Source organism: Streptomyces sp. NPDC001903 (assembly GCF_042891345.1).
Taxonomy (GTDB): Bacteria; Actinomycetota; Actinomycetes; order Streptomycetales; family Streptomycetaceae; genus Streptomyces.
Window position 1 is genome coordinate 472,932 of sequence record NZ_JBIASZ010000003.1, and the last position, 25,212, is coordinate 498,143.

Consider the following 25,212-nt stretch of genomic DNA (forward strand, 5'->3'; position numbering starts at 1 on the left):
CCGCCTGGGACAACAAGCTCGCGAAGGGCTTCAACACCACCGACGCGCCGCTGGAGTTCGGACTGCCGGCGGCCGAGGGGAGCCACTGATGGCCGGCACCGCACGGATCGCCCTGGCCACCTCGGAGCCGGGCCTGGCCTGGGACGCCGACCTGCCGCTGATGATCGAGGCGCTGCGCGCCCGCGGGGTCGACGCCGTGGCCGCGCCCTGGGACGCCCGGGACTTCGACTGGTCGGGGTGCGCCGCCGTGGTCATCAGGTCCACCTGGGACTACGCCGCGCGGCGGCCGGAGTACCTGGCCTGGGCCGACGCGGTGCAGGGTGCGACGCGGCTCGACAATCCGGCCGCTCTGGTGCGCTGGAACACCGACAAGCGCTACCTCCGGGAGCTCGCCGACAGCGGGGTCCCCGTGGTGCCGACCCGTTTCATCGCCCCCGGCGAGGCCCTCGTCCTGCCCGGGGAGGGCCAGTTCGTCGTCAAGCCGACCGTCTCGGCCGGCGCCCGCGACACCGCGCGCTACGCGCAGAAGCACCACGAGGCGGCGGCCGGGCACGTCGCGGCACTCCACGCGGCCGGAGCGACCGCGATGGTGCAGCCGTACCTGTCGCGGATCGACGAGGGCGAACGGGCACTCGTCTTCCTCGGCGGGGCCTTCAGCCACGCGATACGCAAGGGGCCGGTGCTGACCGACGTCGGGACCGTCGACAACGACCGCGTGCCGCATCCGGATCTGGTGCCGTACCGGCCGTCGGCGGCAGAACTGGCCCTGGCCGGGGCCGCGCTGGCGGCCGTACCGGGATCGCGGGCCCTGCTGTACGCGCGCGTGGACATCGCGACCGCGGACGACGGGGCGCCGGTCGTGATGGAGCTCGAGCTCGTGGAACCCAACCTCTTCATGGGCCACGGCGAGCACGGGCTGCGGCGCTTCACCGACCTGGTCCTCGATCGCGCCGGCTGATGCGGGCGGCGACGGGCAGGTGGTCGCTGCCCGTCGCCGGCAAAGACCTGATCCGCGTGACGCTCGCCGAGCGGGTCAGTACCTGGTCGATCCGGGCCAGCGGCAGCGAAGCGGGCCAGCTGAACGCGAAGTCCCGGCTCGGCGGGTCCATGCGCGAGGTCACCGGGTCCAGCCCGCGGTCGTCCACGGTGCCGTTGAGGTCCCCGAGCAGGATCAGCGGCTCCGTCGGCTCGGCCGCGATCGCGGCGCCGAGCAGTACGGCGCTCTCGTCCCGGCGTGCGGATCCGAACCCGTGCGCCGGGCTGAGGCGCAGGGAGGGCAGGTGCGCCACGTACACGGCGACTTCGCCCCGCGGGGTGCGGGCGGTGGCGCGCAGTCCGCGGTCCCAGCCCTCCCCCACGCCGGTCGGCCTGATGTCCACCGGCCGCACGTCCGCGAGCGGGTGCTTCGACCAGAGTCCCACCGTCCCCACCACCGCGTGGTAGGGGTACCGCGGCGCCAGCACCGCGGCGTACGTCGGCAGGGCGGCGGGCGTCAGCTCCTCCAGCGCGAGGAGATCGGCGCCGGCGGCGGCCAGGGCGCGCGCGGTGCCCGCCGGATCGGGGTTCTCGTCGCTGACGTTGTGCTGGACGGCGAGGAGATCTGATGCCCCGTCCCCGCAGGGGAGCAGGTGGCCGCCGAAGAGGCCGAGCCAGGCGGCGGCGGGCAGCAGCGCCGCGAGCGCGGCCACGGCCGAGCGGCGCAGCAGCGCCAGGGCCGCGAGGACCGGGGCGGCCGGGCCCAGCCACGGCAGGAACGTTTCGAGCAGGCTGCCGGGACGGCCCGGCAGCCCGTCGGGCACCGCACCGTGGAAGGCCTGCAGGCAGGCGGCGAGGACCGCGAGCCCCGCGAGGACGCGCCCCCGCCCGCGCCACGACCACTGCTCAGGACGCCGCCAACGCCGGCGCCACCGGCCGGCCCCCCGCCCCGCCCCCTGCTCGCCCACGCGCCCCTGCCCCCGATCGGCCCCGCATCCCGCGCGGCGCTCTGCTTGCCGAGCCGCACGCTACGACGACGCCCGGGGCGGTGATCCGGTTCCCGGGCCCGGCGGGCGGCCGGGGACCGCGCCGACCCTGGCGAGGACCAGGACCGTGTCGTCGGTCGCCGTGTCGGGCAGCAGGTTGGCGAGGATCCGGTCGACCCCCTCCTCCAACGAGCCGAGCGGCGCGCGCAGCTGGGCGCGCAGTGCCTCGATGCCGGCGTCGATGTCCTGGCCCCGGGCCTCGACGAGGCCGTCGGTGTAGAGGGCCACGGTCGCGCCCTCGGGGATCTCGACCTCGACCGACCGGTACGGGACGCCGCCCACCCCGAGCGGGACGCCGAGCACGTCGCCGACGGTGTGCACGCTCCCGTCCCGGTGCCGCACCAGGGGCGGCGGGTGGCCGGCGTTGGCGATGGTGGCGCGGCCGGTGTGCGGGTCGTACAGGAGGTAGAGGAAGGTCGCCCACTCGATCCCGGCCTCCTGGGCGCAGGCGTCGAGTTCCTGGAGCAGGGCGGCGGGTTCGGCGGTGTGCCGGGCCAGCGTCTTCGCTGTGATCCGCAGCCGGCCCATGGCCGCGGCGGCGGGCACGCCGTGGCCCATCACGTCACCGACGACGAGGGCCACCCGGTCGTCGGCCAAGGTGATCGCGTCGTACCAGTCGCCGCCGACCTCGGTGCCGCGGCTGCCGGGCAGGTAGCGGTGGCTGATGTCCACGTACGGGCCCGCCGCGGGGGCGCTGGGCAGCAGGGCCCGCTGCAGCGTGAGCGCGATGTCCCGGACCTTGCCGTACAGCCGGGCGTTGTCCAGGCACAGCGCGGCCCGGGAGGCCAGTTCGCCGGCGAGGCCGAGGTCCGCCTCGGCGAAGGCCGGGCGGGCGGCGGAGCGGCCGAACATGGCGATGCCCTGCACCGTGCCGCGGGCGATGAGCGGTGCCATGAGGATGCAGGTCAGCCCGCTGTCCAGGAGCAGCTGGGCGCGCTGCTGGTGGACGACGGTGCGGGTCGCGAAGTCCTGGTCGACCGTGAAGCAGAGCGGACGGCCGGTGCTCAGCATCTGGTGCGTGTTGGAGCCCGGCGGGTACGTGACCTCCGCCAGGCCGCTCACGAGTTCCACGGCGGGCTCGGGGAGGGTGGTGCCGGAGGCGATCCGGCGGGTGTGCACCGGCAGCGCGGGGTCGAACGCCTCCGTCTCGTCCATCCACTCCACGAGTTCGACGACCGAGGCGTCGCAGAACTCCGGGACGACCGCCTCGACCAGCTCGCGCGCCGTGGTGTTCAGGTCCAGGGTGGTGCCGATGCCGGCCGCCGCCCGGTCGAGGAGGGCCAGGCGCTGCCGGGCTGCCGTGGCCTCCAGGATGGCCCGCTCGCGGTCGGTGACGTCCAGCAGCAGTCCGCCCACCCCGCGCCGGGTGTCGCCCGCGCCGGTGAGCGGGAAGAAGCTGACCGAGCGCACCTGGTCGCGGTCGGGGCGGCCCGGTGTGCGCAGGCCCACGAGGGTGCCGATCACGGTCCGGCCCTCCTCGAAGACGGACCGCAGCATGCGCTGGTACTCCCCGCCGTCCGCGGTGATCATGATGTCGGCCATGCGGCGGCCCAGGTGCTCCTCGAGCGGGACCCCGTCCATGTCGGCCAGGGCCTGGTTGAGGTGGACGTAGCGCAGCTCCTCGTCCAGCATGACCAGGCCGATCGGGCAGGTCTCGAAGAGGGAGTCGAGGAAGGACAGGTTGGTCTTGACCCGGTCCAGTTCGTCGCCCCGGCTCGCCAGCCCGATGACCACGGAGGCACCGGTGGCCCCGGTCATCGGGAAGACCCGGAAGCCGCAGTCGAAGACCGTGCCGTCCCGATGGAGCGCGGGCAGCCGTACGCGCCAGTAGCCGAGGGTCCGGGCGCGCTCGGCGAGCCGGGAGGCGGCTCCGGCACGGGGAGCATGGTCGGGGGCCTCGTCGGGGGCGGCGTCGAGGCCCTCGCCGGGGGCCGGATCGGGGAAGAGGAGGGCCGCGGGCCGGGTCAGCACCGATGCGGCCTCGTGGCCGAAGAGGTTCTGCGCGCCGGGGCCCCAGTAGCAGACCCGGTCCTCGTCGTCGATGCCGAAGACCGCCACCACCACGTGTTCCAGCAAGGACCCCGGTTCGGACCGGATCGGGCCGGGGTCGTCCGCGCCCCCCAGCCGGTCCCATGCCATCGGCAGGCCCCCTTCTGCGCGCGTCTCGCTCGCGCGCGTGGCTGACCGGCGCCCGCACGGCGGACACGGGCTGCCCCCTCAATTCTGCCCGCCATCGGGGAAGAGGACATCACGGCGCCGGACGGGAGCCGGCCGGTGACCACCCGTGACGGTTGCCCTCGCTCCGATGTCCGGGCAGGTCGGGAAGGGTTTCCCGGTCGGGCCCGGCGATGGGCGACGGGAAACCCGTCGACCCCCGCGGCCCACCGGGCAAGGCTGAAGGCGTCAGCACGCCGGGACGTCGGGACGACACGACGCCCCGCCTCCCGGCGTCAACACCGAGGCAACCCAACAGGGGGACATGATGCGCAAGATGATCCGCGCCACCGCCGCGCTCGCCACCGCCGCGGCGGCCGTCGTGGCACTGAGCGGCGCGGCCGACGCCAGGCCCGCCGACGACTGGGCCGGCTGTCCGTACGGGTCGGTCTGCATCTACCCGCAGGACCAGAACCCGGCCGTCAAGCCGAGCCACATCTTCACGAGCTACGGAGCCCACAACCTGAGCAACCAGTACGGCCGCCACTGGGTCCTCAACAACCAGTACGGCGGAGCCACCGCGAGCCTGTGCACCGGCTACGACGGCAAGGGCTGCGGATCCCCCATCGCCCAGGGCACGGGCGTCTACGCCGACCTCGGGCCCGTCAACTCCATCACCCTCAATCGCCCGTAACCGGGCACCCGTTCGTGGTCTTCCGGGTCCGCCGCTCCCCCGGCGGCCCCGGAAGGCCGCTGTACCGCGCGTATTCCGCCACGCCGAACCGACGCGCGTTCCACCGCCCGACCCCCGCGGTAGCCTGGGACGTTCCATCTCACGACCTGGGCGTGCTGTGCCATGGGGGATGCCGTGGGGGACCCGGACCGCGGACGCGACACCGATCACCACACCGATCACGAGCCCGATTCATCCGGCGCCGCCGGAGCCGGCGCCGGCGCAAGGGGCGCGGCCGCCGCGGCCTTTCCCGCCCAGTTGCGGCGGCTGCGGGTGCAGCGCGGTCTGTCCCTGGCCGACCTGGCCCGTCGTACGCACTACAGCAAGGGCTACCTGAGCAAGATCGAGACCGGCGCCAAGCGCGTCACCCAGGATGTCGCCCTCCGTTGCGACCAGGTGCTCCAGGCCGGGGGCGCCCTGCTCCAACTGGTCCCGGAGGCCGAGGTGCCGAAGCCCCGTACCGCCGCCCCGGCCGGGCAGTCGCAGTCGCAGTCGCAGTCGGCGGGCGAGTGCCCCTACCGCGGCCTCGCCGCGTTCACCTCGCGCGACGCGGGCTGGTTCTTCGGTCGCGACCGGGTGACCGCCGCCCTGGTCGAGCGGGTCTTCGACCGGATCGGCGGCGGCCCGCTGGTGCTCGTCGGGCGGTCGGGGGCGGGCAAGTCCTCCCTGCTCAGCGCCGGTCTCGTACCGGCCCTGCGGCGCACCGGCGGGTTCCCGATGGCGGGCGCCGACGAGTGGCCCGTCATCCGGTTCACCCCGACCGCGCACCCGCTCCAGGAGCTGCTGGACCGCACCGCGAAGGTGCTGGGCGGTGATCTCGGCATCACCGTACGGGAGCTGCGCGAGCACCCTCGGCTGCTGCTCGAAGCCGTCCGGGGGCCGGCGGACGCCGCCCCGGACGGATCCGGGGAGGGACGGCCGTCCTGCGTACGGCCGGTATTGCTCGTCGACCAGTTCGAGGAACTTTTCACCCTCTGCTCCGACGTGGACGAGTGGCGCGCCTTCGTCCACGTCCTGTGCACCCTGGCCACGGCCGAGGCGTCGCCGGGGGCCGGGCCGAGCGGGTACGACCCGGCCGTCGTGGTGCTCGGCGTCCGGGCCGACTTCACCGGCAGCTGCCTGGACCTGCCCGAACTGGCCGCGGCCTGCACCGAGGGGCTGTTCGTCCTCCCTCCGATGTCCCTGGCCGAGCTGCGCGAGTCGATCACGCGTCCGGCGGAGCTCGCGGGGCTCACCCTCGAACCGGGCCTGGTCCAACTGCTGCTGCGCGACGCCGGCTTGCGGGAGGAGCCCGCGGCGGCCGCCGCGGCCCCGGCAGCCGGGCCGGGTGACACGCCGTCGGGTGCGCTGCCGCTGGTGTCCCACGCGCTGATGGCCACCTGGCAGCGGCGTACCGGAACCACCTTGACCGTGGCCGGGTACGAGGACACGGGAGGCATCCAGGGCGCGGTCGCGCACACCGCCGAGAGCGTGTTCGCCCGGCTGTACCCGCAGGAGCAGCGGACGATCCGCCGCGTCCTCGTGGCCCTGGTCCACGTCGCCGACGGCGCGGGCACGACGCGCCGGCGCATGGCCCGCACCGAGCTGATGGAGCAGCTCGCCGAGGCCGACGGCGCGGCGGCCGCCCTCGACGCGTTCGTCCGGGCCCGGCTGATCACGATGGACAGCGACACCGTCGAGATCACCCACGAGGCCCTGCTGCACGCCTGGCCGCGGCTGCGCGGCTGGATCCACGCCGACCGGGACGGGCTGCTGGTCCACCGGCAACTGGCCCACGCCGCCGAGGAGTGGGAGCGCGAGGGCCGCGATCCATCCGTCCTGTACCGCGGGAGCCGGCTGGAGGCCGCCCGCGCCCGGGCCGAGGAACTCGACGGCCGCAGCCGGCTCGGCCCCCGGGAGGCGGCCTTCCTGAGCGCGAGCCGGGAGGCGGAGGAGGCCCGGCAGGCGCAGGCCCGGCGCCAGGTCCGGCTCCGGCAGCGGATGCTGGCCCTGCTCGGCGTCCTGCTGGTCCTGGCCCTGACCGCCGGGGCGGTGGCGTACCAGCAGCGGGCGGGCGCGCTCGGCCAGGAGCGCACCGCCCGGGCGCAGGCCCTCGCCGCCCGGTCCACCGCCCTCGCCGCCGGCCGGCCCGAGGCCTCGATGCGGCTCGCGCAGGAGGCGTACCGCACGGAGGCGAACCCCGAGTCGCGGGGTGCGCTGCTGAGCACGCAGTCCCAGCCGTTCCTCGCGCGGCTCGGCGGGCACGGCGGCCCGGTCAACGCGGTGGCGTTCGCCCCGGGGAGCGGGAACGGGCTGCTGGCGAGCGCCGGTTTTGACGGCAGGGTCCTGCTGCGGCGGGTCGCAGACCGGCGGACGACGCGCACCCTGACGATGCCGGGCCGGGTGCGCGCGATCGCGTTCGGGCCCGACGGGCGGATGCTCGCGGCGACGTCCACGGAAGGTCCGGTCCGGGTGTGGGACACGGACGGGCACGGTGTCGCGGTACTCCCCGCGCGGACGACGGACGCCAGGGCCGTGGCCTTCGCGCCCGACGGGCGCACGCTGGCCGTCGCGGGTGCCGACGGGACGGTCCGGCTGTGCGATCCCACGGGCGCCGGGTCGGCCGCCACCGAGCTGACCGGCCACACCGGGAGGGTCGACGCGCTGGCGTACGCGCCGGACGGCAGGACGCTGGTGTCGGCGGGCGCCGACCAGACCGTGCGGCTGTGGGATCCGGTGGCGGGCCGTCAGCTCGCCGTCCTCGCGGGGCACACCGCCGAGGTGCTGGGGGTGGCGTTCGCGCCCGACGGGCGGACGGTGGCCTCCGGGGGCGTCGACCGGACGCTGCGGCTGTGGGACGTGGCCGAACGCCGTGCGACGGCGGCGCTGACCGGGCACAACGACGACATCAACGCCGTCGCCTACACGCCCGACGGCGCCACGGTCGTCAGCGGGGGCGGCGACGGCACCACCCGGCTGTGGGACGTGCGCAGCGGCCGGCCGGTCGCGACGCTGGCCGGGCACACCGACTACGTGCTCGGGGTCGCGGTGGACCCCGGGGGCGCGTTGCTGGCGACCGCGGCCTTCGACCAGTCGGTGGTGCTCTGGGACCTGCGCGGACCGGTGCTGACCCCGCGTCCGTTCACGGAGGTCTGGCACGCCGCGTACAGCCCGGACGGGAAGCTGCTGGCCACCGCGGACGCCGATCACTCGGTGCTGCTGTGGGAGGTGGCCGGGCGGCGGGCGGTCGGAACGCTCGCGGGCCACGCCGGGACGGTGTTCTCGGTCGCGTTCTCCCCGGACGGGCGGCTGCTGGCCTCCGCCGGCTCGGACGGGACGGTGCGGCTCTGGGACGTGGCCTCCCGTACCGCCCTGACCACGCTCACCGGGCACGGCGGGATCGTGTACGCGGTCGCGTTCTCCCCGGACGGGCGGCTGCTGGCCTCGGCCGGTTCCGACGGGACGGTCCGGCTCTGGGACGTGGCCTCCCGTACCGCCCTGGCCACGCTCACCGGGCACACGGACTTCGCGAACGACGTGGCGTTCAGCCCGGACGGCCGCACGCTCGCGAGCGCCGGCGACGATCTGACCGTACGTCTGTGGGACGTCCCCGGGCGGCGGTCGCTGGCCACGCTGACCGGTCACGCGGGCGCGGTACGGGCCGTCGCCTTCAGTCCGGACGGGCGGACGCTGGCGAGCAGCGGCAACGACGGCACCGTACGCCTGTGGGACGCCCGGCGGTTCGGGGCCGGGGCCGAAGCCGTGCTGCCGGGCCACACCGGTTCCGTCCGGGCCATCGCCTTCTCGCCCGACGGGCGGTGGCTGGCCAGCAGCGGCAACGACCGTACGGTGCGGCTGTGGGAAGTGGCCGGCAGACGCCTGTGGGCCGCGCTGACGGGCCACACGAGCGCGGTGTGGGGCGTGGCGTTCTCCCCCGACGGGCGGACGGTGGCCAGCAGCAGCAACGACGGCACGGTGCGGCTGTGGAACCCGGATCCGGGCGCGCGGCTGGCGGAGACCTGCCGGCTGCGCGCGGGCACCGAGTGGCTGAAAAGCGCCCCTGCCTGCACCTTCTGACGCGCCGGGTGCGCCGGCGGCGCCCGGTGGCCACGTACGATCACAGCCCGCGGACTTGACCGCCCCGCGGCGGCGAGTTCGCGACTGCGACAGCGAAACCCTTTCCGTCATCCCGTAGTTGAGGAACACCGTGCGCCTGCCTTCCGACCGACGCCTGACTCTCAGTGCCGCCCTGCTCGCCGTCGTGGCCGGCGTGGTGCCGGCGACCGCCGCCCACGCGGTCGCGAACCCGCTCTCCGCCCCGGCGGCGGCGCAGAGCACCGCCGCGCCCGCGCCGAAGCCCGACATGGAGGCCGTGACGCAGGCGTTGAAGAACACCACCGCGGTCGGGGCGCCCGGTGCCATGGTCCGCATCACCGGTTCCGGTGCGCCGCTGACCAGCGCGGTCGGCGTCCAGGACCGGACCACGGGCGCGGCCATGGACGTCAACGGCCGCTTCCGGATCGGCAGCGTCACCAAGACGTTCTCCAGCGTCGTCCTGCTCCAGCTGGTGGACGAGGGCAAGATCAGCCTGGACGCCCCGGTCAACCAGTACCTGCCCGGCCTGCTGCCCGACGACCGGATCACGGTCCGTCACCTGATGACCCACCGCAGCGGGCTGTCGGACTACACGAACGCGATGTTCGACAAGACCGTGCCCGGCTTCGAGGCCGTCCGCAACAAGGTCTTCACCTACCAGGAGCTGGTCGCCCTCTCGCTGCGCGAGCCGCGCACGACCGAGCCGGGCGTCTCGTACCAGTACTCCAACACCAACTTCGTGGTCGTCGGCATGCTCATCGAGAAGGCCACCGGGCACGGCGTGGCCAAGGAGTACGAGCGCCGCATCATCAAGCCGCTGAAGCTGAAGAACACCTCGTACGTCCACCCCTCGACGGAGATCAAGGGAGCGCACCTGCACGGCTACCTGCACCCGGACGAGGCGGGGGCGCCTCTGGTCGACTCCACCGAGCAGACGGTGTCCTGGGCGCAGTCGGCGGGTGCGATGATCTCGAACGCGGCCGACCTGAACACCTTCATGTCCGCGCTGCTCGGCGGCAAGCTGCTGAAGCCGGCCATGCTGGACGCCATGCTCACCATGACCCCGACGGACACCGCGAACTCCCGCTTCTACGGGCTCGGCCTGCGCCGCTACGACCTGTCGTGCGGTACCTCGGTGTACGGGCACACCGGCACGGTGCAGGGCTTCTACACGTACGCCTTCGCCACCCGTGACGGGAAGCGCAGCCTGGCCGCGGTGGCGAACACCTCGAACAAGGGCGCGGCGAACACGGCCCTGGGCGGCACGCTCGAAGGCGCGTTCTGCGGGAAGAAGGCCCCGGCGGGGGCCCCCGCGGCGGCCCCCGCCCAGCGCGGCTTCGCACTGCTCCCGGCGCTGACCGCGGCCCCGGCCGAGCAGGACCTGCCGGAGCACGGCTCGCGCTGATGCCCACGGCCGGTGCCGCCCGGTGGAGAACCACCGGGCGGCACCGGCCGTGACCCGGGCGCTGCCGCGGTTCAGGCCGTGACGCGGATCTTGGACTGGCCGTGGCCGAAGCGCTCCCAGTCCTCCATGAACCGGGCCTTCAGTCCGTGCCGGGCCGCGAGGTCGACGAGGGTCTGGGTGCGGTAGTAGAAGTCCTCCCGCAGGACCTGGTGCTCGGTTCCCTCGGTGCGGTCGAAGGTGAAGTCGAAGTGGCCGCCCGGCGCGAGGATGCGTCCGACGTGGGCGAAGCACTCCTCGATGATCTCGATCGGCGAGTGGGAGAACACGCTGTGGGCGTGCACGACGTCGAAGTACGCGTCGGGCAGGAAGTCCAGTGTGAGGTCCTGGGTGAGCGTGAGGTGGGGCAGCTTGCCCTGGAGCTCCTGGCGGGCCAGCGTCTGCTTGGCGGATATGAGGATGTCGGGCGAGATGTCGATCCCGTAGTAGTGGCCGGGGTCGAGGTGCTCGATGAACCGCCACCCGGCGCGCAGGTTGCCGCAGCCGATGTCCAGCATCGTGTGGTGCGGGGCGAGGCCGTGCTCCACGAGGTAGTCGAACTGCATCTTGCCGAGGGCCAGCCACCGGTCGTGGGTCTGGCTGCCGACGGCGGCCTCCGGGTTGCGGGCGGTGTCGGAGGCCATGACCGCCCGGTAGTAGCCCACGTGGTCGGGGTGCTTGAGCCGCAGCCAGCTGTCGCGGGCGGCCCGGCGGACGTACGGGCCGATGCGCGCGGGGTTGCGTGCCGCGTAGCGGACCTTGTGGGTGAGGGTGGTGCGGTTGGCGACGAGGTTCTTCTTGGTTGCCATGGGAGGTTCCTCCGGAAGGAGCGGTCGAAAGGGCCGGGCTGCCGCGCTCAGCCGAGGCGGCGGCCGCGCAGCCGGATGGCCGTCAGCGTGACGAGTGCCAGGGCGAGGAGCAGGTAGACCGTGGTGTCGATCCCCTGGAAGGTCCAGAAGTCGGAGCTGGGGTACACCTTGTGGACCCGGCCCACGAAGCCGTGCTCGTCCATGCACTGGCGCAGCCGCTCGCCGGAGAACAGACAGTTCTCCAGCGGGTGCTGGGCCCCGTCGGGGGTGAGGTAGCGGTATCCCGCCGACCAGGCGCTGCCGATGAGCTGCTTGGGCTGCATCCCGGGGGTGATCCGGTCGACCGGGGTGACGAAGTCCCGGCGGAAGAAGGTCAGTACGGCGGCGGCGCCGAGCACCACGGCGAGGGTCGCGCCCATCGCGGGGAGCGTACGGCGGACCAGCAGGCCGATCGCGGTGCCTGCCGCCAGGGCGAACAGGGCGCCCGCCACGGCCGAGGGGCCGGACGCGTTGAGGATGTACGGGTCGTGCCAGTACACCCCGTCGTACATGTTGGAGATCGGCGCCCACCACCAGGCGATGAGGCCGGCGACGGCGGTGGACAGGGCGACGGCGCAGAGCGCCGCGAGGCCGAAGCGGGCCGTGAACCAGCCGCGCACGCCTGCGTCCTGGGTGAGGACGACCTTGATCGTGCCGCTCTCCAGCTCGCGGCCGATGAGCGGGGCTCCCCAGAACATGCCGATGGCCGCGGGGAGGACGAGGCCGATGGCCCCCAGGGTGCGGATGCCCGCGTTGCTCTCGGACATGGCCTCGTAGGTCTCGGGCGGGCATTCGCCGTTCCAGCCCTTGCACTGCGAGAGGTCGTAGCCGCTGATGGCCTCGATCAGATCCGCCCGCCGCAGGGCGACCCAGAGCGCGAGGGCGGTGACGAGCAGGGCTCCGGTGATGATGAGCAGGCGCTGCTGGCGCCAGGCGAGCCACAGGGTGCCCGTCATGCCGCGGCCTCCGTCGTGGGTGCGGCGCTCCGGGGATCGGAGCGCAGGTGGGCGAGCAGGAGTTCTTCGAGGGAGGGAGCCCTGGTGATCCAGCGCTCGTCGACCCCCGACGGGAGGGCGGCGCCGGGGGCGTTGCGCACGAGCGCGGACAACTGGCGGCCGGTCGTGGTGGCGTGGACGACGGCTGCGCGGTCGGCGCCGCGCGGCAGGCCGTCCGGGGTGCCGGGTTCGGCGCGGCCGGTGAGCAGGGTGTATTCCTCCCGCAGGTCCTGGGTGTCGCCGGCGAGGCGGATCAGGCCGGCCTGCAGGAGCAGGACGTGGTCGCAGACGTTCTCCAGCTCGGGGAGGACGTGCGAGGAGATCACGACGGTGGTCCCGCGGTCGGCGACCTCGGCCATGAGCAGGCCCGTCATCTCGTGGCGCACCAGCGGGTCGAGGTCGGCGAGCGGCTCGTCCAGCAGGAGCAGGTCGGCCTGCTTGCCGAGGGCCAGGGCGAGGGCGACGCGGGTGCGCTTGCCTCCGGAGAGGGTGCCGATCCTGGTCTTCGGTGGGATGCCGCCCTCGCCGACGATGCGCTCGGCCTTCGCCTGGTTCCAGCGGCGCGGGCTGAGCCTGCGGCCCACGGCCAGCATCTCCGCGACGGTGAACTGCGGGTAGAGCGGCTTGTCCTGGCTGACGAAGGCCGTCCGGGTGCGGGCGTCCCGGGTGCCGGGGAGGGCGCCGAAGACCCGTATCTCACCGGTGGTGGGCCGCAACAGGCCGGTCGCGAGGTGGAACAGCGTGCTCTTTCCGGCCCCGTTGGGGCCGACGAGCGCGGAGATCCGGCCCGCCGGCAGTTCGAAATCGCAGTCGTGCAGGGCGCGGTTCCCCCGGAACCGCTGCCCCATCGCGGTTGCCCGGAGCGCCGGTTCGGCGGTCGGGTCGTTCACGTGGTGTCCTCTCGTGACGGTCGTTGCGTGCCGGCCCGTGTGGACCGCTCCGCTCCCCCTGGCCTCGCCGCTCCCCGCGGCCGCGCCGCCGCCTCGGCGAGCGCCGCCTCGACGAGCGCCAGGACGTCCTCGCGGCCCAGCCCGGCGGCATGTGCGCGGGTCACCCAGTCGACGAGGTCCGCGCGCAGCGGTGAATCGGCCGCCGCCTCGGGGCGGGAGAGCGAGCGGGTGACGAACGTGCCCTGTCCCGGGCGCGGTTCGACGAGTCCCTCGCGCTCCAGCTCGCGATAGGCCTTGAGCACGGTGTTGGGGTTGATCGCGGTGGCTTCCACCACGGCCCTGGCGGTCGGCAGCCGGTCCCCCGGTTCCAGTACGCCCAGTCGGAGCGCCTGCTTCACCTGGTTCACGAGCTGCAGGTACGTGGCGACACCGCTGTGCCGGTCCACCTGAAACTCGATCATGCGCCTGCCTCATTCCACTAATGCCTTAGTGGAATGATGTGACGCGGGATCACGGTCCGTCAAATCCTTCTCCCGCGCCGCGGCGTCGGCCGCGCCCGGTCAGGTGGTCCGCAGCCGGGCCGGGAGCGTGGGCGGAGTGCGGGGGCCCGGCTTCTGGGCGCGGGTGGGCGCGGCGGTGAGGTCGCGGATGCGGTCGGTGAAGTCCGGGTCGGGAAGCGGGAGTTCGAGGTCGTCGTCGACGTAGCTGACGGCGGCCGAGACGTACTCCATGACGGCCTTGACGGTGCCGGCGCCGCGCTTGGCCCCCGCGCCGCCGGGCCGCAGCGCCCGCAGCACGCGCAGGGTGGTGGGCAGGCTCGCGTCGGCGGCGAGGTCGCGCTCCGCGCCGTCGAAGACCACCGTGGCCGCGTCGGTCGCCTCCGGTGCGTGCACCGCCTGGGCGGTGGCGGCCGGCGCCGTCTGGCGGCGCCACCAGACGGCCTCGTGGTTCTCCCCGAGCGCGAGGTGGTGGAGGTACAGGCAGTACGAGGCGATCGAGTCCCCGGCGCCGGCGGCGTACTGCCACCAGAAGCGGGCGGAGTCCTCGGCGTCGGTGAGCAGCAGGATGCAGCCCAGGACGCGGGCCCCGGAGGGCTGGGGCAGCTTGTGGGTGAGGAAGTCGCCGAGCGCGGTGACGGCGGTGCCCGCGACGGCCGTCTCGCACAGGGCACGGAGGTCGCGGGCGGCTCCCCGCATGTCCTTCTGCGGTTGACCCGCCGCGCCGGGTGGCCGGGGGCCCGCCCGGTGGTGCGGTGCGCCGCCGCCGTCCGCGATGTCGGCGGGCGCCTCCGAGGTGGCGTGGAGGCGTGCTCGGGCCAGCAGTTGGTCAATAGTCGAGGTCACCGGAGACCTCCTCCTCGGTGGTGGTGTCCGGGTACAGGGCGGCGTGCAGGTTGCGTTTGGCGTGCCGCGCGGTGGACCGTACGGAGGCCGGGGAGACGCCCAGCTCGTCCGCCGCCCGGGCGTCCTCGAGCCCGCACAGGTACAGCAGGACGATGACGTCCCGCTGCATCGGCGCGAGCTCCCCGATGGCCCGGAACAGGGCCATCGACTCCGCGACCTGCCCGATCTGGTCGGGGGCGAGGTCGAGGGCGACCGTGTCGAAGGCGGCCTCGACGAGGGAGGGCCGGCCGTTCTCCTTCGGGGCGCGTTCGAGCACGGTCTGGCGCAGCATCGGCCACGCGAACCGCTCGGGGTTCTCGCTGGCGAGCGCGTCGTGCCACAGCATCAGCAGGAGCGTGAAGACGTCGTCGACCGCCTTCTCGACCAGGCCGGCCCGGCGCAGGAAGGCCGAGGCGTAGCTGGTGTAGTGCGGCCGGTGCATCTGCTGGAAGGCCCGGAAGTCCAGCGGGGCCGAGGCGCTCGCGGTGCGGTGGCGGGCGCCGCCCTCGTGGAGGCAGTCCTTGATCCAGGAGGTGCGCTTGCCGAGGTCCTGGGCGGCGATCACCCAGCGCAGCCGCATCGTGTCGTACGGCAGGCCGGGCCGCTCGAGCGCGAGGAGCACCGTACGGACGAAGACCCAGCGGGGGTAGCGTCCGACGGCCCGCAGCAGCTCGGAGATGTGCCCCTTGTCCCGGCCGGTGCGGGCCTGGAGCTCGTCCAGGGTCACTCCCCTGCCGTGGATGGCGTCGCGCAGCGGCTCCAGCCAGGCGCGGTGCGCCGGTCCGGTGCCTTCGGCGATGGGTCCCAGCGGCCGGCCGGGCTTGCCTCGCCGGCCCCGGGGGAGGTCCTGGGGTGCCGAGTGGAGGTTCATCCCCGCGGCTCCTCGTCCCGGTCGGGCAGCTGTGCGGCGGCCCGCTCGCGGCGGCTCTCGGCCACCCCGGTGCCCGCCTGCACGATCTGCTGCACGCCCAGTGCGATCGACGGGATCAGGGCGGTGACGGCCGCGACGGGCTGTCCCGCCACCACCATCACCACGCTGAAGGCGAAGATCGCTAAGAGCGCCACCACGGTGACGATCATCCGGTTGTTCTTCATCGCGCCGTCCTCTGGCTGCTTTTGCGCCCTGGTTGGTGTCTGTTCGCGTTGCGGCTCATGGCGTTGCCACGCCCCCCTTCAGGAGCCGAAGCAAGCATGGAGTGAACAGAGTTGGACAGGTGCGAAAAAAGCAGAACGGGGAACATTCAGAACCCGGTGTCCGCCCCTCTTCAGTCAAGTCCCAGGGGCAGCCTGGCCACCAGCCGGGCACCGGCCGGGGCGTCCTCGACCGTGAGGGATCCGCCCAGGCGGGTGGCGATGTCTCGGGCTATCGCCAGACCCAGGCCGGTGCCTCCCTCGTCCCGGCTGCGGGCGTCGTCGAGGCGGGTGAACCGCTCGAAGACCCGCTCCCGGTCGGCGGCCGCGATGCCCGGCCCGTCGTCGCGGACCTCCAGCACGGCGGTGCGCCGGGGTCCGTCGACCCGCAGGACGAGCCGGACCCGCCGGTCCGCGTGGCGTTGGGCGTTGTCCAGCAGGTTGGTGACGAGCCGGGAGAGCCACAGCGTGCTGCCGCGCACGACGGCCTCCGGTGCGATCTCCATGTCGACGGGGATCCGGTCCCGGCGGCGCGAACGGGCCGCCTCCCGGGCCACGTCCGCCAGGTCGACCGCGGCGTCCGGCGGCGCCTCCCCGGTGTCCAGGCGGGCCAGCAGGAGCAGGTCGGCGGCGAGGTCCTGCAGTCGTACGGTGTCCTCCAGGGCCCCGCTGACCAGCTCGCCCCAGAGCGCCGGGTCGGGGTGGGCCTGGGCCACCTCGAGCTGGGTGCGGAGCACGGTGATCGGGCTGCGCAGCTCGTGCGAGGCGTCGGCGATGAACCGGCGCTGGCGGATCCCGGCCGCTTCCAGCCGGTCCAGGGTGGCGTTCATGGTGACGGCGAGCCGGGCGATCTCGTCCCGGCTCCGGGGCACCGGGACCCGCCGGTGCAGATCGCGGTCGCCGATCGCGGCGACCTCGGCGCGGATCGCCTCCACGGGCCGCAGCGCCCAGCCGGTCACCCGCCAGGTCACCAGGGCCACGGTGAGCACGAGCAGCGGGACCACGACGGCGAGCACGCCGGTGATGACGTCGTCGGCGGTGTCGGCCTCCCGCAGGGAGGTCCCCGCGTACACGGTGACCAGCCCGTCCGCGGTGACGGTGGTGACCTGGACGACGCGGTGGCGGCGGTCGCCGCGCGCCGGACCCTCCTTCCAGGTGTCGCGGACCGTGCCGGGCCTGCCCGGGCGGGCCGGGGTGAGGGCGGGACGGCCGGCCAGGTTGGGGCTCGCCGCCAGCACCCGGCCCCGGGCGTCGACGACCTGGACGAAATCGGTTCCGCGCCCGGGGGTCACGACGGTGTCGAACCGGCCCGCGGCCACCAGCCCGGCCGTGGAGAGGGCTTGGCGTTCGGCGGCGGCCTGGGCGTCCCGCATCAGGTTGCCGTCCAGGATCCCGACCAGGGCGAAGGACGCGGCGCCGAGGGCCAGGGCCACCACCAGGGAGGCGCCGAGCGTGGCCCGGGCGCGGACGGAGCCGGGGCGCAGACGGCGCGCCTGCTCGCGTGCGGTCTTCGGGCGAGGGCTCCGCGCGAGGTCGCGGATCCGGCCGCGCACGCGTCGGGCGAGGCGGCCGGGGAGACGGCCGGGGAGGGGGGCCGCGGCGCTGCCGGTGCTCCGTTCAGCCACCGTCGGCCGCCAGCCGGTAGCCCGCCCCGCGGACGGTCTCCACGGCGGCCCGGCCGAAGGGTGCGTCGATCTTCCGGCGCAGGGCGCTGACATGGACCTCGACGACGTTGAGGTCGCCCTCGTAGGCCGCGTCCCAGACGTGCTCCAGTATCTCCCGCTTGGGGACGACCTCCCCGGCCCGCCTGGCCAGGTACACCAGGACCGCGAACTCTCGCGAGGTCAGACGGGCCTCGGTGCCGCCCCGCGTGCACCGGAGCCCGGCCGGGTCGATCACCAGGTCGCCGAACTCCATGATCTGCGGGCTGCGGCGGCCGGTGCGCCGGACGAGGGCCCGCAGCCGGGCGACGAGGACCACGTAGGAGAACGGCTTGGAGAGGAAGTCGTCCGCGCCGGTGTCGAGGGCCTCGGCCTCGTCGTACTCCCCGTCCTTGGCGGTGAGCATCAGGATGCCCGACTCGCAGCCGCTGGCGCGCAGCCGGGCGCAGACCCGGTAGCCGTTGAGTCCGGGCAGCATGATGTCGAGCACGATGGCGTCGTAGTCGTGCTCGCCGGCCAGCCACAGGCCTTGCGGGCCGTCGTGGGCGACGTCCACGGTGAAGCCCTCCGCCTGCAGACCCCGCTGGAGGGCAGCGGCGAGCCGCCGTTCGTCCTCGACCACCAGTACGCGCATGGGGACAGGTTCTCAGGTCGCGTCGGCCGCTTGCTGAAGAGGTCTTCAGCCGGCTTCAGCAGAGCTTCAGCATCCGGCGCGCACGATCTGCCCAGCCGGGCAGCGAGCCCGGAGAACGCGAGGAGCATGTCGATGACTCAGTCCAGTCCCCAGCCCGCCGAGCCGCCCGCCGAGCCGGGCGAGGCCAAGACCGCGGCCGACGCGGGCGGTGCGGCGGCGGGACGCCGCGGCCGGCTGGTCCGGCTGGCCCGTGAGGGGCGTACGAGATGGGTGGCCCTCGGGGCGGTCGTCGTGATCGGCGGCGGGCTGGCCGCGGTGGCGGTGGCCGAGCACGACCACCACGAGCACGTGCGGGGCGGTTTCGCCGCCAAGGTCCGCGCGCACGGCCCCGGCGAGGGGCCGATGGAGGGCCGGCCGGGCCCGATGGCGCGCAAGGGCGGCGAGCCCGAGGTCGTCGACGGCGACCGGGACTTCCCCGGCGGCAAGTCGGCGGTGGGCCGCGGTCCGGGCGGCGGCCGGGCGGGCGGCTCCGCCAAGGGTGCCCCGGCGCCGCTGCCCGCCCTGTCGGCGGCCCAGGCCGTGGAGAAGGCGACGGCCGCCGTGGAGGGCGGCAAGCTCGAATCGCTGCGGACCGTGGCCCAGCAGGGCGGCGGCAGCGCCTGGCTGGCCGTCGTCCTCGGCACGGACGGGGTCCGGCACGCCGTGACGCTGGCCGGCGCCGACGGCGCGATCACCGGCAACACCGTCGTCGGGAAGGGGCCGGCCGGTCCCCGCTGACCGCGCACCCCGGCCGTCAGGCGGTCCCGCCGACCGAGCCCAGGAGGGCGAGGTCCTCGGCGGACAGGCGCAGGGAGCCCGCGGCCACGTTGGCGGTGAGGTGGTCCGGGTTCCCGGTGCCGGGGATGGCCAGGACGTGCGGCTCCTGGTGCAGGGTCCAGGCCAGCCGGATCTCCGCGGCGCCCACCCCGTGGGCGCGGGCCACGGCGAGCACGTCCGGGTGCTCGGCGCCGCCCGTGCCCGCCTCGCGTCCCGTGCCCGCGATCGAGTAGAACGGCACGTACGCGATCCCCTGCTCCCCGCAGGTGTGGAGGAAGGCGGCCTCCCACTCGGCGCCGGCGCCGAGCCCGTACATGTTCTGTACGCAGACCACCGGCGCGATGGCCCGGGCTTCGGCGAGATGGTGGGGCCTGATGTTGGACAGGCCGAGGTGGCGGATCAGTCCGGCCTCGCGCAGCTCGGCCAGGGCTCCGAAGCGCTCGGCGATCGAATCGGTCCCGACGATGCGCAGGTTCACCACGTCGAGGTGGTCGCGGCCGAGCTGGCGCAGGTTCTCCTCGACCTGTCCGCGCAGCTGCCCGGGGGTGGCGTGCGGCAGGAACTCCCCCGAAAGGGACCGGCCGGGGCCGACCTTGGTGGTGATGACGAGGTCGTCCGGGTAGGGGGCCAGCGCCGTGTTGATCAGCTCGTTCGCCGAGCGCAGCGGGGAGAAGTAGAAGGCGGCGGTGTCGATGTGGTTCACGCCGAGTTCGACGGCGCGGCGCAGGACGCCGATCGCCCGGCCGCGCTCGCCGGGGGCCGCGCCCGGGGCGAAGGCCGGACCGTCCTGGGTCAGGCGCATCGCGCCGAAGCCGAGGCGGTTCACTTCGAGGTCGCCGAGCTGCCAGGTGCCGGATGCCGCGGCGGTGACGGCCCGCGAGGTCACGGGGGTCGTGGAGGTCACGGGGGCGGTGGAGGTCACAGGGGTGGTGGAGGTCATGCCGGAATGATCTGCGCGCGATAGGGTCGGGGCCATTGATTCGGATATGGCTGAATCCAAGGGGTGGTCCTGCTGGCGGAGTTGGCATTCTCGGCGGGTGATCTGGCACAGATGCGGTTCGCCGTCTCGCCGCTCTGGGAGGTGGTGACCAGCTTCCGGCGGCTGCTGAACGACGGCGCCGTTTCCCCCGTGTACCGGCCCTGGGCGGAGCAGGTGCGGCCGCGGCTGGCGGCCGCCGGACTGGACCGGGGCTGGCTCGCCGAGCTGATCCCGTCCTCGAAGTACGTGCCGCATTTCCTGAACCCCGCTCCCGCCGGACCGGCGCCCGTCCTCGCGGCGGAGCTGGCGGGGCTCGTGGCGGCGCCCGCGGAAACGGTGCGCCGCAATCTCGACCACCTGCGCCACCACCAGGACGCGCTCGGCCCGCGCGCCCGCGCCCTGTACGCGGACCCTCCGGCCCGCCTGCCGCGGCTGGCTCAGGAGGTCGAGGCGTACTGGAAGCTGGCGCTCGCCCCGTACTGGGCGCGGATCCGCGCCGTGCTGGAGGCCGACGTCTTCCACCGGGCCCGGCAGGCCGCCGAGCAGGGCGCGGGCCAGGTCATCAACGAGCTGCACAGCGCGGTGCGCTGGGACGAGAACGCGCTGAGCCTGGTGCGCCGCACCCGGCCGCTGACCCGGGAGATGGCGGGCCGGGGGCTGCTGCTGGTGCCCTCGGCCTTCCTCGGGCCGGGCCTGCTGACCCGGATGACCCCGCCGGATCCGCCGCAGATCGCGTACCCGGCACGCGGGGTGGGCGCGTTGTGGGCGTCGCGGCCGCCGACCGCGAAGGCGGAGGCCGTCGCCGCGGTGCTCGGCCGTTCGCGGACCCTGCTGCTGACGGAGCTGGAGGCCCCGGCCTCCACCACCGAACTGGCCCGGCGTACGGGGCTGTCGGCGGCCGGGGTGTCCCAGAACCTGACGGCGCTGCGCGACGCGGGCCTGGTCAGCGCGCACCGGGCGGGCCGCTCGGTGCTGTACGCCCGCACCGCGGTCGCCGAGACGCTGCTCGGCGCCCCCTAGGGGGTGTCCGCAAAGTCCGCCTGCCCCGCGGCGCACGGCGCTCCTTTGCGGACACCCCCTAGGACCCGCCACCGTGTGCCGCGCCCGCCCATACGGGGGGCTTGCGGGCCGCCCAGGGCGCGGCCTTCTCCAGTTGCGCGGCGAGCCGGAACAGCACGTCCTCGCGTCCGTAGCCCGCGGCGAACTGGACGCCGATCGGCATGGCGGTGGCCGGGTCGAACCCGAGCGGCACCGACATCGCGGGCGTGCCGGCGACGTTGAAGGCGGCGGTGAACGGCGAGCGGTGAAACAGGTGCTCCAGCCAGCCCAGCCCGTCGGTGTTCCGCGCGCCCCGGCCGTAGGTGCCCAGGGGCACCGGCACCTCGGGGAGGGTGGGTGTCAGCACCAGGTCCTGGGTCTCGAAGTGGGCTCCGATCGAGCGGGCGACCCGGTTGCGCACGCCGAGGGCGTGCACGAACTCCGCTCCGCTCACCTTGAGTCCCCACGCGTGGCTCGCCAGCATCTCGGGCTCGACGGTGGACTCGTCCACGGGGCGGCCGGACGCCGCGGCGAAGCCGTCGATCCACTGCACGAGGTTCGCGGACCACAGCCGGGCGTTGGCGAGGACGAACTCCTCCCAGCTCACGCCGAGGTCCACGGTGGTGACGTCGACCCGGTGGCCGAGTGATTCCAGCAGCCGGGCGGCGGCCAGGGCGGCCTCGGCGACGGCCGGTTCCACGGCGCGCCCGCTCCAGGGGGCGGTGACCAGCCCGATGTGCAGGCGGCCGGGTTCCTTCGTGATCTCTTCGCTGTACGGGCGGCGCGGGCGCTCCGCGAAGTAGGGGTCGCCGGTCTCCGGGCCGTGGATCAGGTCGAGCAGGGCTGCGCTGTCCCGCACGGTTCGGCTGAGCCCGCCGTGCACCGCGAGGCCGTTGAACACCTCGTCGGCCTCCGGGCCCAGGGAGACCCGGCCCCGGGTGGGCTTGAGCCCGAACAGCCCGGTGCTCGCGGCCGGCACCCGGATCGATCCCGCCGCATCCGTGGCGTGCGCGAGGGGAGTCATGCCGGCGGCGACGGCCGCGGCGGCCCCGCCGCTGGAGCCGCCCGGTGTCCGGGTGAGGTCCCAGGGGTTGCGGGTGGCGCCGTACAGGACCGGCTCCGTGGTGGTGCTGTACGCGAATTCGGGCGTGGCGGTGCGGCCCAGCGTCACCAGACCCGCCCGGCGGAACCTCCGCATCAGGAAGGAGTCCTCCCCTGCCACGTTGCCCGCGGCGAGGCGGCTGCCCGACTCGACGCGCTTGCCCTTCATGGACACGGCCAGGTCCTTGATGAGGAACGGCACACCCGCGAGCGGGGTGCTGCCCGGGACGGGGGCGTCTTCGGCGGGCCAGCTCTCCACGACGGCGTTGATCCGCGGGTTCACGGCCGCCATCGCCTCCCGCGCCGCCCGGGCGAGCTCCGCCCCGGTCACCTCTCCCCCGGCCACGAGCCCGGCCAGTCCCACCGCGTCGTACCGGGTGTATTCGTGCAGCTCCACGGAGCTCCCCTCCTGCGTTACCGATAGGTCCCAGCCGATACCGAGCGGTATCGCCTGGGGGTGATCGGTAACGTAACATGGCTCCGGACCCCGGCCAACGCGACCGAAGCGAGGCGCACCATGACGAGCAGCCCCCCGCGGCCGGGCCGGGACTCGAGGGTCGCCCTCCTCCCGCCGCGCGAGCGCATCCTCGACGCGGCCGAGGAACTCTTCCTGCGGGACGGCGTCCGGGCCGTCGGAGTCCAGGCGATCGCCGAGCGGGCGAAGACCACGAAGATGGCCCTCTACCGTCATTTCGCCACCAAGGACGCGCTGATCGAGGAGTGGCTGAGGATCGTCGCGGCGGGGTACTCGACCGCTTTCGACCGGGTGGAGGCGGAACATCCGGACGACGGCCGGGCCCAGGTGCTCGCCGTGGCGCGTTTCATCGCCGAAGGGCTGCCGGACATCGTCCGGAGGGGCTGCCCGTTCGTGAACTCCATCGCCGGCCTGGGCGACCCCGGCCATCCGGCCCGCCGACTGATCGAGAACCACAAGGCCGACCAGCGGCGCCGCCTCACCGCCATGTGCGAGCGGGCGGGCGCGCACGCACCCGACGACCTCTCCGCGGAGATCACCTTCCTCCTGGAAGGCGCCCAGGTCAGCGCGCAGAACGGCAGCGTCGACCGCGCGGGCGACCGGCTCGTGGCGGCGGTCACCGCGGCTCTGGACCGAGCGACGTCGACGATCAACGACGGGGCGGCCCGCTGAGGCCGGCCCATCACCCGTGAACGGCCGACTCAGAAGGGCTTGGTCGGCAGGTACTTGCCGTCGAGGGTGATGACGGCGCGCTCTCCGCCGTCGGGGTCGGCGACCTTCTTGACGTCCAGCTTGAAGTTGATCGCGCTGATGATGCCGTCCCCCAACTGCTCGTGGACCAGAGCCTTGAGGGTGGTTCCGTACACCTGGAGCATCTCGTGGAAGCGGTAGATGGTGGGGTCGGTCGGGATGCCGCCGGGGATCGAGCCGCGGGTCGGGATGGTCTGGAGGAGCCGCGCGGCGTCGGCGTCGAGGCCGAGGAGTCCGGCGACGGCCTCGGCGGAGGCGGCCGGCAGGGGGTGCTGGCCGAGCACCGCGGCGGTGACGAAGGCGACGGACAGGCCGGCCGCGTCGGCGATCTGCTGCCAGGAGAGGTCCTTGCGGGCCTTGGCGTCGACGGCGGCGATGGCCAGGGCCTGGCGGGCGGAGGGGTCGAACTGGGCGTGGATCACGGGAGGTTCCTTTTCGGGGTCGGGTGGTTGGGGCGGTGGTTGCCGACTTCAGGCCGCGAGGGCGGCGGACCGGCCGTCGGCCGGGGCGACCCGCTCGACCGTGCCGGTGGGGATGTCGTAGACCCAGCCGTGCAGGGTGACGGTCCCGGCCGCCCGGGCGCGGGCCACCGCGGGATGCGTGGCGAGGTTCGCGAGCTGCGCGGCGACGTTGCCGCGGATCAGGGCCGCCGGCTCGCCCCGCGGCGCCTCGGCGGGGGCCGCGTGGCGCAGCCAGCGGGCGACGGCGGGCAGCTCCCCGAGGTCCTGGCCGGAGGCGAGTGCCGTCATGGCGCCGCAGGCGGAGTGCCCGCAGACCACGATGTCGCTCACGCCGAGGACGGCGACCGCGTACTCGATGCTGGCGGCGACGCCGTCTCCGCCGCCCCCGCCCTCCGTGTGCGCCGGTACGAGGTTGCCGGCGGTCCGGATCACGAACAGCTCGCCCGGCTCCCGCTGGGTGATCAGCTCCGGGACGACGCGGGCATCGGAGCAGCCGATGAAGAGCGTCGGCGGCCGGTGGGTCGTCGCCAGGCGGGCGAAGAGCTCCGCCTTCGCCGGGAAGACGTCCTGCTGAAAGTGCGCGAGGCCCTCGGTGAGGTCTTGCACGGTCACTCCCTTCGGTGGGGCCGGCCCTGGTCGGGCTGACGAGATCCACCATGCATGACCTGTATCTATAGTGTCCAAGACGCACTAGGCATGATCGCTATTGCTGCCATCTATACTTGCTGCCATGTCCCTGGAACTGCGCCATCTGCGCTATCTGCTGGCCGTGGCCGAGCAAGGCAGCTTCACTCGCGCCGCCGAGGAGCTGCACATCTCGCAGCCCACGCTCTCGCAGCAGATCAAACAGCTGGAGCGGACCGTGGGCGTCCGGCTGCTGGACCGTTCGGGGCGCGCCGTACGCCTGACCGACGCGGGCACGGCCTTCGTCCCGTACGCGCGCCGCGCACTCCAGGACCTGGCCGCCGCCGAGCGGGCCGTGCTGGACGTGGCGGACCTGTCCCGCGGCGGCCTGCGCCTCGCGATGACCCCGACCTTCACCGCGTACCTGCTGGGCCCGCTCGCCGCCCGGCTCCACGCCCTCCATCCCGGAATCACCCTGAACGTCAAGGAGATGACCCAGGGCGGGCTGGAGGCGGCGCTGCTGGCCGACGCCGTCGACCTGGGCATCGCCTTCCAGGGCGCGCACCTGCCCGGCATCGGCTCCGCCGACCTGTTCACCGAGACCCTCGGCCTGGTCGTGGGCCCCGGCCATCCGCACGCCGGCCGCACCGAGCCCCTGCCCGTGGCCGAACTCCCCGACTGCCCGCTCGCGTTGCTCAGCGGCGACTTCGCCACGCGGGCCCACATCGACGCCTACTTCCGCCGGCACCGCGTCGAACCGCGGATCGCCGTGGAAGCCAACTCCATCAGCGCCCTCACCGAGATCGTCCGGCGCACCGGGCTGGCCACCGTGCTCCCCGACGCCCTCACTCGCGAGGACACCCCGCTGCACCCCGTCCCGCTGGATCCCGCCCTGCCCGCGCGGACCGTGGTCCTGCTGCGCCGCGAGAGCGCGTACGAGAGCGCCGCCGTCCGCGCCTTCGCCGCGCTCGCCCGGGAGTGGGCGGGCTCCTGAATTCGGCCGG

23 protein-coding genes are annotated in these 25,212 nt (G+C 74.2%); 8 read left to right on the plus strand and 15 right to left on the minus strand.

Going from position 1 to position 25,212, the window contains the following annotated elements:
* Positions 1–88: 88 nt before the first annotated feature.
* Entirely contained in the window at positions 89–958 is an 870-nt protein-coding gene (locus tag ACFYZS_RS08890) for a RimK family alpha-L-glutamate ligase (protein ID WP_389008425.1), read from the plus strand.
* On the opposite strand, the gene ACFYZS_RS08895 is transcribed toward ACFYZS_RS08890, so the two are convergent.
* Both ACFYZS_RS08895 and ACFYZS_RS08900 read right to left on the minus strand, forming a co-directional pair.
* Positions 927–1,943 carry an endonuclease/exonuclease/phosphatase family protein gene (locus ACFYZS_RS08895; protein WP_389008428.1) on the minus strand — a complete coding sequence of 339 codons (1,017 nt, stop codon included), beginning with the start codon at positions 1,941–1,943 and terminating at the stop codon, positions 927–929. The genes ACFYZS_RS08890 and ACFYZS_RS08895 overlap by 32 nt on opposite strands.
* 60 nt (positions 1,944–2,003) lie before the next feature.
* The gene (locus ACFYZS_RS08900; protein ID WP_389008431.1) at positions 2,004–4,160 is read right to left on the minus strand and encodes a SpoIIE family protein phosphatase; all 2,157 of its coding nucleotides are present in this window, start codon (positions 4,158–4,160) and stop codon (positions 2,004–2,006) included.
* 352 nt (positions 4,161–4,512) lie between these two features.
* On the opposite strand from ACFYZS_RS08900, the gene ACFYZS_RS08905 reads away from it, so the two are divergent.
* The 3 genes from ACFYZS_RS08905 to ACFYZS_RS08915 all read left to right on the plus strand — a co-directional run bounded on the left by ACFYZS_RS08905 (position 4,513) and on the right by ACFYZS_RS08915 (position 10,387).
* A complete protein-coding gene (locus tag ACFYZS_RS08905; RefSeq protein ID WP_389008434.1) occupies positions 4,513–4,869 on the plus strand; it encodes a hypothetical protein in 357 nt (118 codons plus the stop codon).
* A gap of 174 nt (positions 4,870–5,043) precedes the next feature.
* Positions 5,044–8,964 (plus strand): helix-turn-helix domain-containing protein, encoded by a 3,921-nt coding sequence (locus ACFYZS_RS08910; RefSeq protein ID WP_389008436.1) that lies wholly within the window; start codon positions 5,044–5,046, stop codon positions 8,962–8,964.
* 130 nt (positions 8,965–9,094) lie between these two features.
* Positions 9,095–10,387, plus strand: coding sequence for a serine hydrolase domain-containing protein (locus ACFYZS_RS08915; protein ID WP_389008439.1), 1,293 nt, complete (start codon positions 9,095–9,097; stop codon positions 10,385–10,387).
* A gap of 71 nt (positions 10,388–10,458) precedes the next feature.
* Here the strand turns inward: ACFYZS_RS08915 and ACFYZS_RS08920 are convergent, their stop codons facing one another.
* The 9 genes from ACFYZS_RS08920 to ACFYZS_RS08960 form a co-directional block, all read right to left on the minus strand.
* Complete coding sequence (locus ACFYZS_RS08920; protein ID WP_389008442.1) at positions 10,459–11,232, minus strand: class I SAM-dependent methyltransferase; 774 nt, start codon at positions 11,230–11,232, stop codon at positions 10,459–10,461.
* A 47-nt stretch (positions 11,233–11,279) separates the two neighbouring features.
* Positions 11,280–12,227, minus strand: coding sequence for a transporter (locus tag ACFYZS_RS08925; protein ID WP_389008444.1), 948 nt, complete (start codon positions 12,225–12,227; stop codon positions 11,280–11,282).
* Positions 12,224–13,156 (minus strand): ABC transporter ATP-binding protein, encoded by a 933-nt coding sequence (locus tag ACFYZS_RS08930; RefSeq protein ID WP_389008447.1) that lies wholly within the window; start codon positions 13,154–13,156, stop codon positions 12,224–12,226. Before ACFYZS_RS08930 ends, ACFYZS_RS08925 begins: the two co-directional genes overlap by 4 nt.
* Entirely contained in the window at positions 13,153–13,617 is a 465-nt protein-coding gene (locus ACFYZS_RS08935; RefSeq protein WP_389008450.1) for a GntR family transcriptional regulator, read from the minus strand. Before ACFYZS_RS08935 ends, ACFYZS_RS08930 begins: the two co-directional genes overlap by 4 nt.
* 99 nt (positions 13,618–13,716) lie before the next feature.
* Complete coding sequence (locus tag ACFYZS_RS08940; protein WP_389008453.1) at positions 13,717–14,499, minus strand: hypothetical protein; 783 nt, start codon at positions 14,497–14,499, stop codon at positions 13,717–13,719.
* Positions 14,483–15,409 (minus strand): sigma-70 family RNA polymerase sigma factor, encoded by a 927-nt coding sequence (locus ACFYZS_RS08945; protein ID WP_389008456.1) that lies wholly within the window; start codon positions 15,407–15,409, stop codon positions 14,483–14,485. Before ACFYZS_RS08945 ends, ACFYZS_RS08940 begins: the two co-directional genes overlap by 17 nt.
* On the minus strand, positions 15,406–15,633 hold the full coding sequence (locus ACFYZS_RS08950; protein WP_389008459.1) for a hypothetical protein: 228 nt from the start codon (positions 15,631–15,633) through the stop codon (positions 15,406–15,408). Before ACFYZS_RS08950 ends, ACFYZS_RS08945 begins: the two co-directional genes overlap by 4 nt.
* A 170-nt stretch (positions 15,634–15,803) precedes the next feature.
* Positions 15,804–17,153, minus strand: a complete 1,350-nt coding sequence (locus ACFYZS_RS08955; RefSeq protein WP_389008841.1) for an ATP-binding protein — start codon at positions 17,151–17,153, stop codon at positions 15,804–15,806.
* Between the two features lie 133 nt (positions 17,154–17,286).
* Positions 17,287–17,964, minus strand: a complete 678-nt coding sequence (locus tag ACFYZS_RS08960; RefSeq protein ID WP_389008461.1) for a response regulator transcription factor — start codon at positions 17,962–17,964, stop codon at positions 17,287–17,289.
* Between the two features lie 132 nt (positions 17,965–18,096).
* Here ACFYZS_RS08960 and ACFYZS_RS08965 point away from each other — a divergent pair, with 132 nt between their 5' ends.
* The gene (locus tag ACFYZS_RS08965) at positions 18,097–18,741 is read left to right on the plus strand and encodes a hypothetical protein (protein ID WP_389008464.1); all 645 of its coding nucleotides are present in this window, start codon (positions 18,097–18,099) and stop codon (positions 18,739–18,741) included.
* 16 nt (positions 18,742–18,757) lie between these two features.
* Here the strand turns inward: ACFYZS_RS08965 and ACFYZS_RS08970 are convergent, their stop codons facing one another.
* Positions 18,758–19,720 (minus strand): aldo/keto reductase, encoded by a 963-nt coding sequence (locus ACFYZS_RS08970; RefSeq protein WP_389008467.1) that lies wholly within the window; start codon positions 19,718–19,720, stop codon positions 18,758–18,760.
* A gap of 111 nt (positions 19,721–19,831) precedes the next feature.
* On the opposite strand from ACFYZS_RS08970, the gene ACFYZS_RS08975 reads away from it, so the two are divergent.
* Complete coding sequence (locus ACFYZS_RS08975) at positions 19,832–20,779, plus strand: DUF5937 family protein (protein WP_389008844.1); 948 nt, start codon at positions 19,832–19,834, stop codon at positions 20,777–20,779.
* Positions 20,780–20,837: 58 nt separating this feature from the next.
* Here the strand turns inward: ACFYZS_RS08975 and ACFYZS_RS08980 are convergent, their stop codons facing one another.
* Complete coding sequence (locus ACFYZS_RS08980; RefSeq protein ID WP_389008470.1) at positions 20,838–22,295, minus strand: amidase; 1,458 nt, start codon at positions 22,293–22,295, stop codon at positions 20,838–20,840.
* A 120-nt stretch (positions 22,296–22,415) separates the two neighbouring features.
* Between ACFYZS_RS08980 and ACFYZS_RS08985 the strand changes: the two genes are divergently transcribed.
* Positions 22,416–23,045 (plus strand): TetR/AcrR family transcriptional regulator, encoded by a 630-nt coding sequence (locus ACFYZS_RS08985; RefSeq protein WP_389008473.1) that lies wholly within the window; start codon positions 22,416–22,418, stop codon positions 23,043–23,045.
* Between the two features lie 29 nt (positions 23,046–23,074).
* On the opposite strand, the gene cynS is transcribed toward ACFYZS_RS08985, so the two are convergent.
* A complete protein-coding gene (gene cynS, locus ACFYZS_RS08990; RefSeq protein WP_389008476.1) occupies positions 23,075–23,545 on the minus strand; it encodes a cyanase in 471 nt (156 codons plus the stop codon).
* A gap of 48 nt (positions 23,546–23,593) precedes the next feature.
* On the minus strand, positions 23,594–24,190 hold the full coding sequence (locus ACFYZS_RS08995; RefSeq protein WP_389008478.1) for a carbonic anhydrase: 597 nt from the start codon (positions 24,188–24,190) through the stop codon (positions 23,594–23,596).
* 124 nt (positions 24,191–24,314) lie between these two features.
* Here ACFYZS_RS08995 and cynR point away from each other — a divergent pair, with 124 nt between their 5' ends.
* Positions 24,315–25,202 (plus strand): transcriptional regulator CynR, encoded by an 888-nt coding sequence (gene cynR / locus ACFYZS_RS09000; protein ID WP_389008481.1) that lies wholly within the window; start codon positions 24,315–24,317, stop codon positions 25,200–25,202.
* Positions 25,203–25,212: the final 10 nt, after the last annotated feature.

Excerpts from the sequence above, each read along its gene's own strand:
- ACFYZS_RS08890 (WP_389008425.1), top strand. The coding sequence starts at position 89 with ATGGCCGGCACCGCACGGATCGCCCTGGCCACCTCGGAGCCGGGCCTG.
- ACFYZS_RS08900 (WP_389008431.1), bottom strand. The coding sequence starts at position 4,160 with ATGGCATGGGACCGGCTGGGGGGCGCGGACGACCCCGGCCCGATCCGG.
- ACFYZS_RS08905 (WP_389008434.1), top strand. The coding sequence starts at position 4,513 with ATGATCCGCGCCACCGCCGCGCTCGCCACCGCCGCGGCGGCCGTCGTG.
- ACFYZS_RS08920 (WP_389008442.1), bottom strand. The coding sequence starts at position 11,232 with ATGGCAACCAAGAAGAACCTCGTCGCCAACCGCACCACCCTCACCCAC.
- ACFYZS_RS08925 (WP_389008444.1), bottom strand. The coding sequence starts at position 12,227 with ATGACGGGCACCCTGTGGCTCGCCTGGCGCCAGCAGCGCCTGCTCATC.
- ACFYZS_RS08935 (WP_389008450.1), bottom strand. The coding sequence starts at position 13,617 with ATGATCGAGTTTCAGGTGGACCGGCACAGCGGTGTCGCCACGTACCTG.
- ACFYZS_RS08945 (WP_389008456.1), bottom strand. The coding sequence starts at position 15,409 with ATGAACCTCCACTCGGCACCCCAGGACCTCCCCCGGGGCCGGCGAGGC.
- ACFYZS_RS08950 (WP_389008459.1), bottom strand. The coding sequence starts at position 15,633 with ATGAAGAACAACCGGATGATCGTCACCGTGGTGGCGCTCTTAGCGATC.
- ACFYZS_RS08960 (WP_389008461.1), bottom strand. The coding sequence starts at position 17,964 with ATGCGCGTACTGGTGGTCGAGGACGAACGGCGGCTCGCCGCTGCCCTC.
- ACFYZS_RS08965 (WP_389008464.1), top strand. The coding sequence starts at position 18,097 with ATGACTCAGTCCAGTCCCCAGCCCGCCGAGCCGCCCGCCGAGCCGGGC.
- ACFYZS_RS08970 (WP_389008467.1), bottom strand. The coding sequence starts at position 19,720 with ATGACCTCCACCACCCCTGTGACCTCCACCGCCCCCGTGACCTCCACG.
- ACFYZS_RS08975 (WP_389008844.1), top strand. The coding sequence starts at position 19,832 with ATGCGGTTCGCCGTCTCGCCGCTCTGGGAGGTGGTGACCAGCTTCCGG.
- ACFYZS_RS08985 (WP_389008473.1), top strand. The coding sequence starts at position 22,416 with ATGACGAGCAGCCCCCCGCGGCCGGGCCGGGACTCGAGGGTCGCCCTC.
- cynR (WP_389008481.1), top strand. The coding sequence starts at position 24,315 with ATGTCCCTGGAACTGCGCCATCTGCGCTATCTGCTGGCCGTGGCCGAG.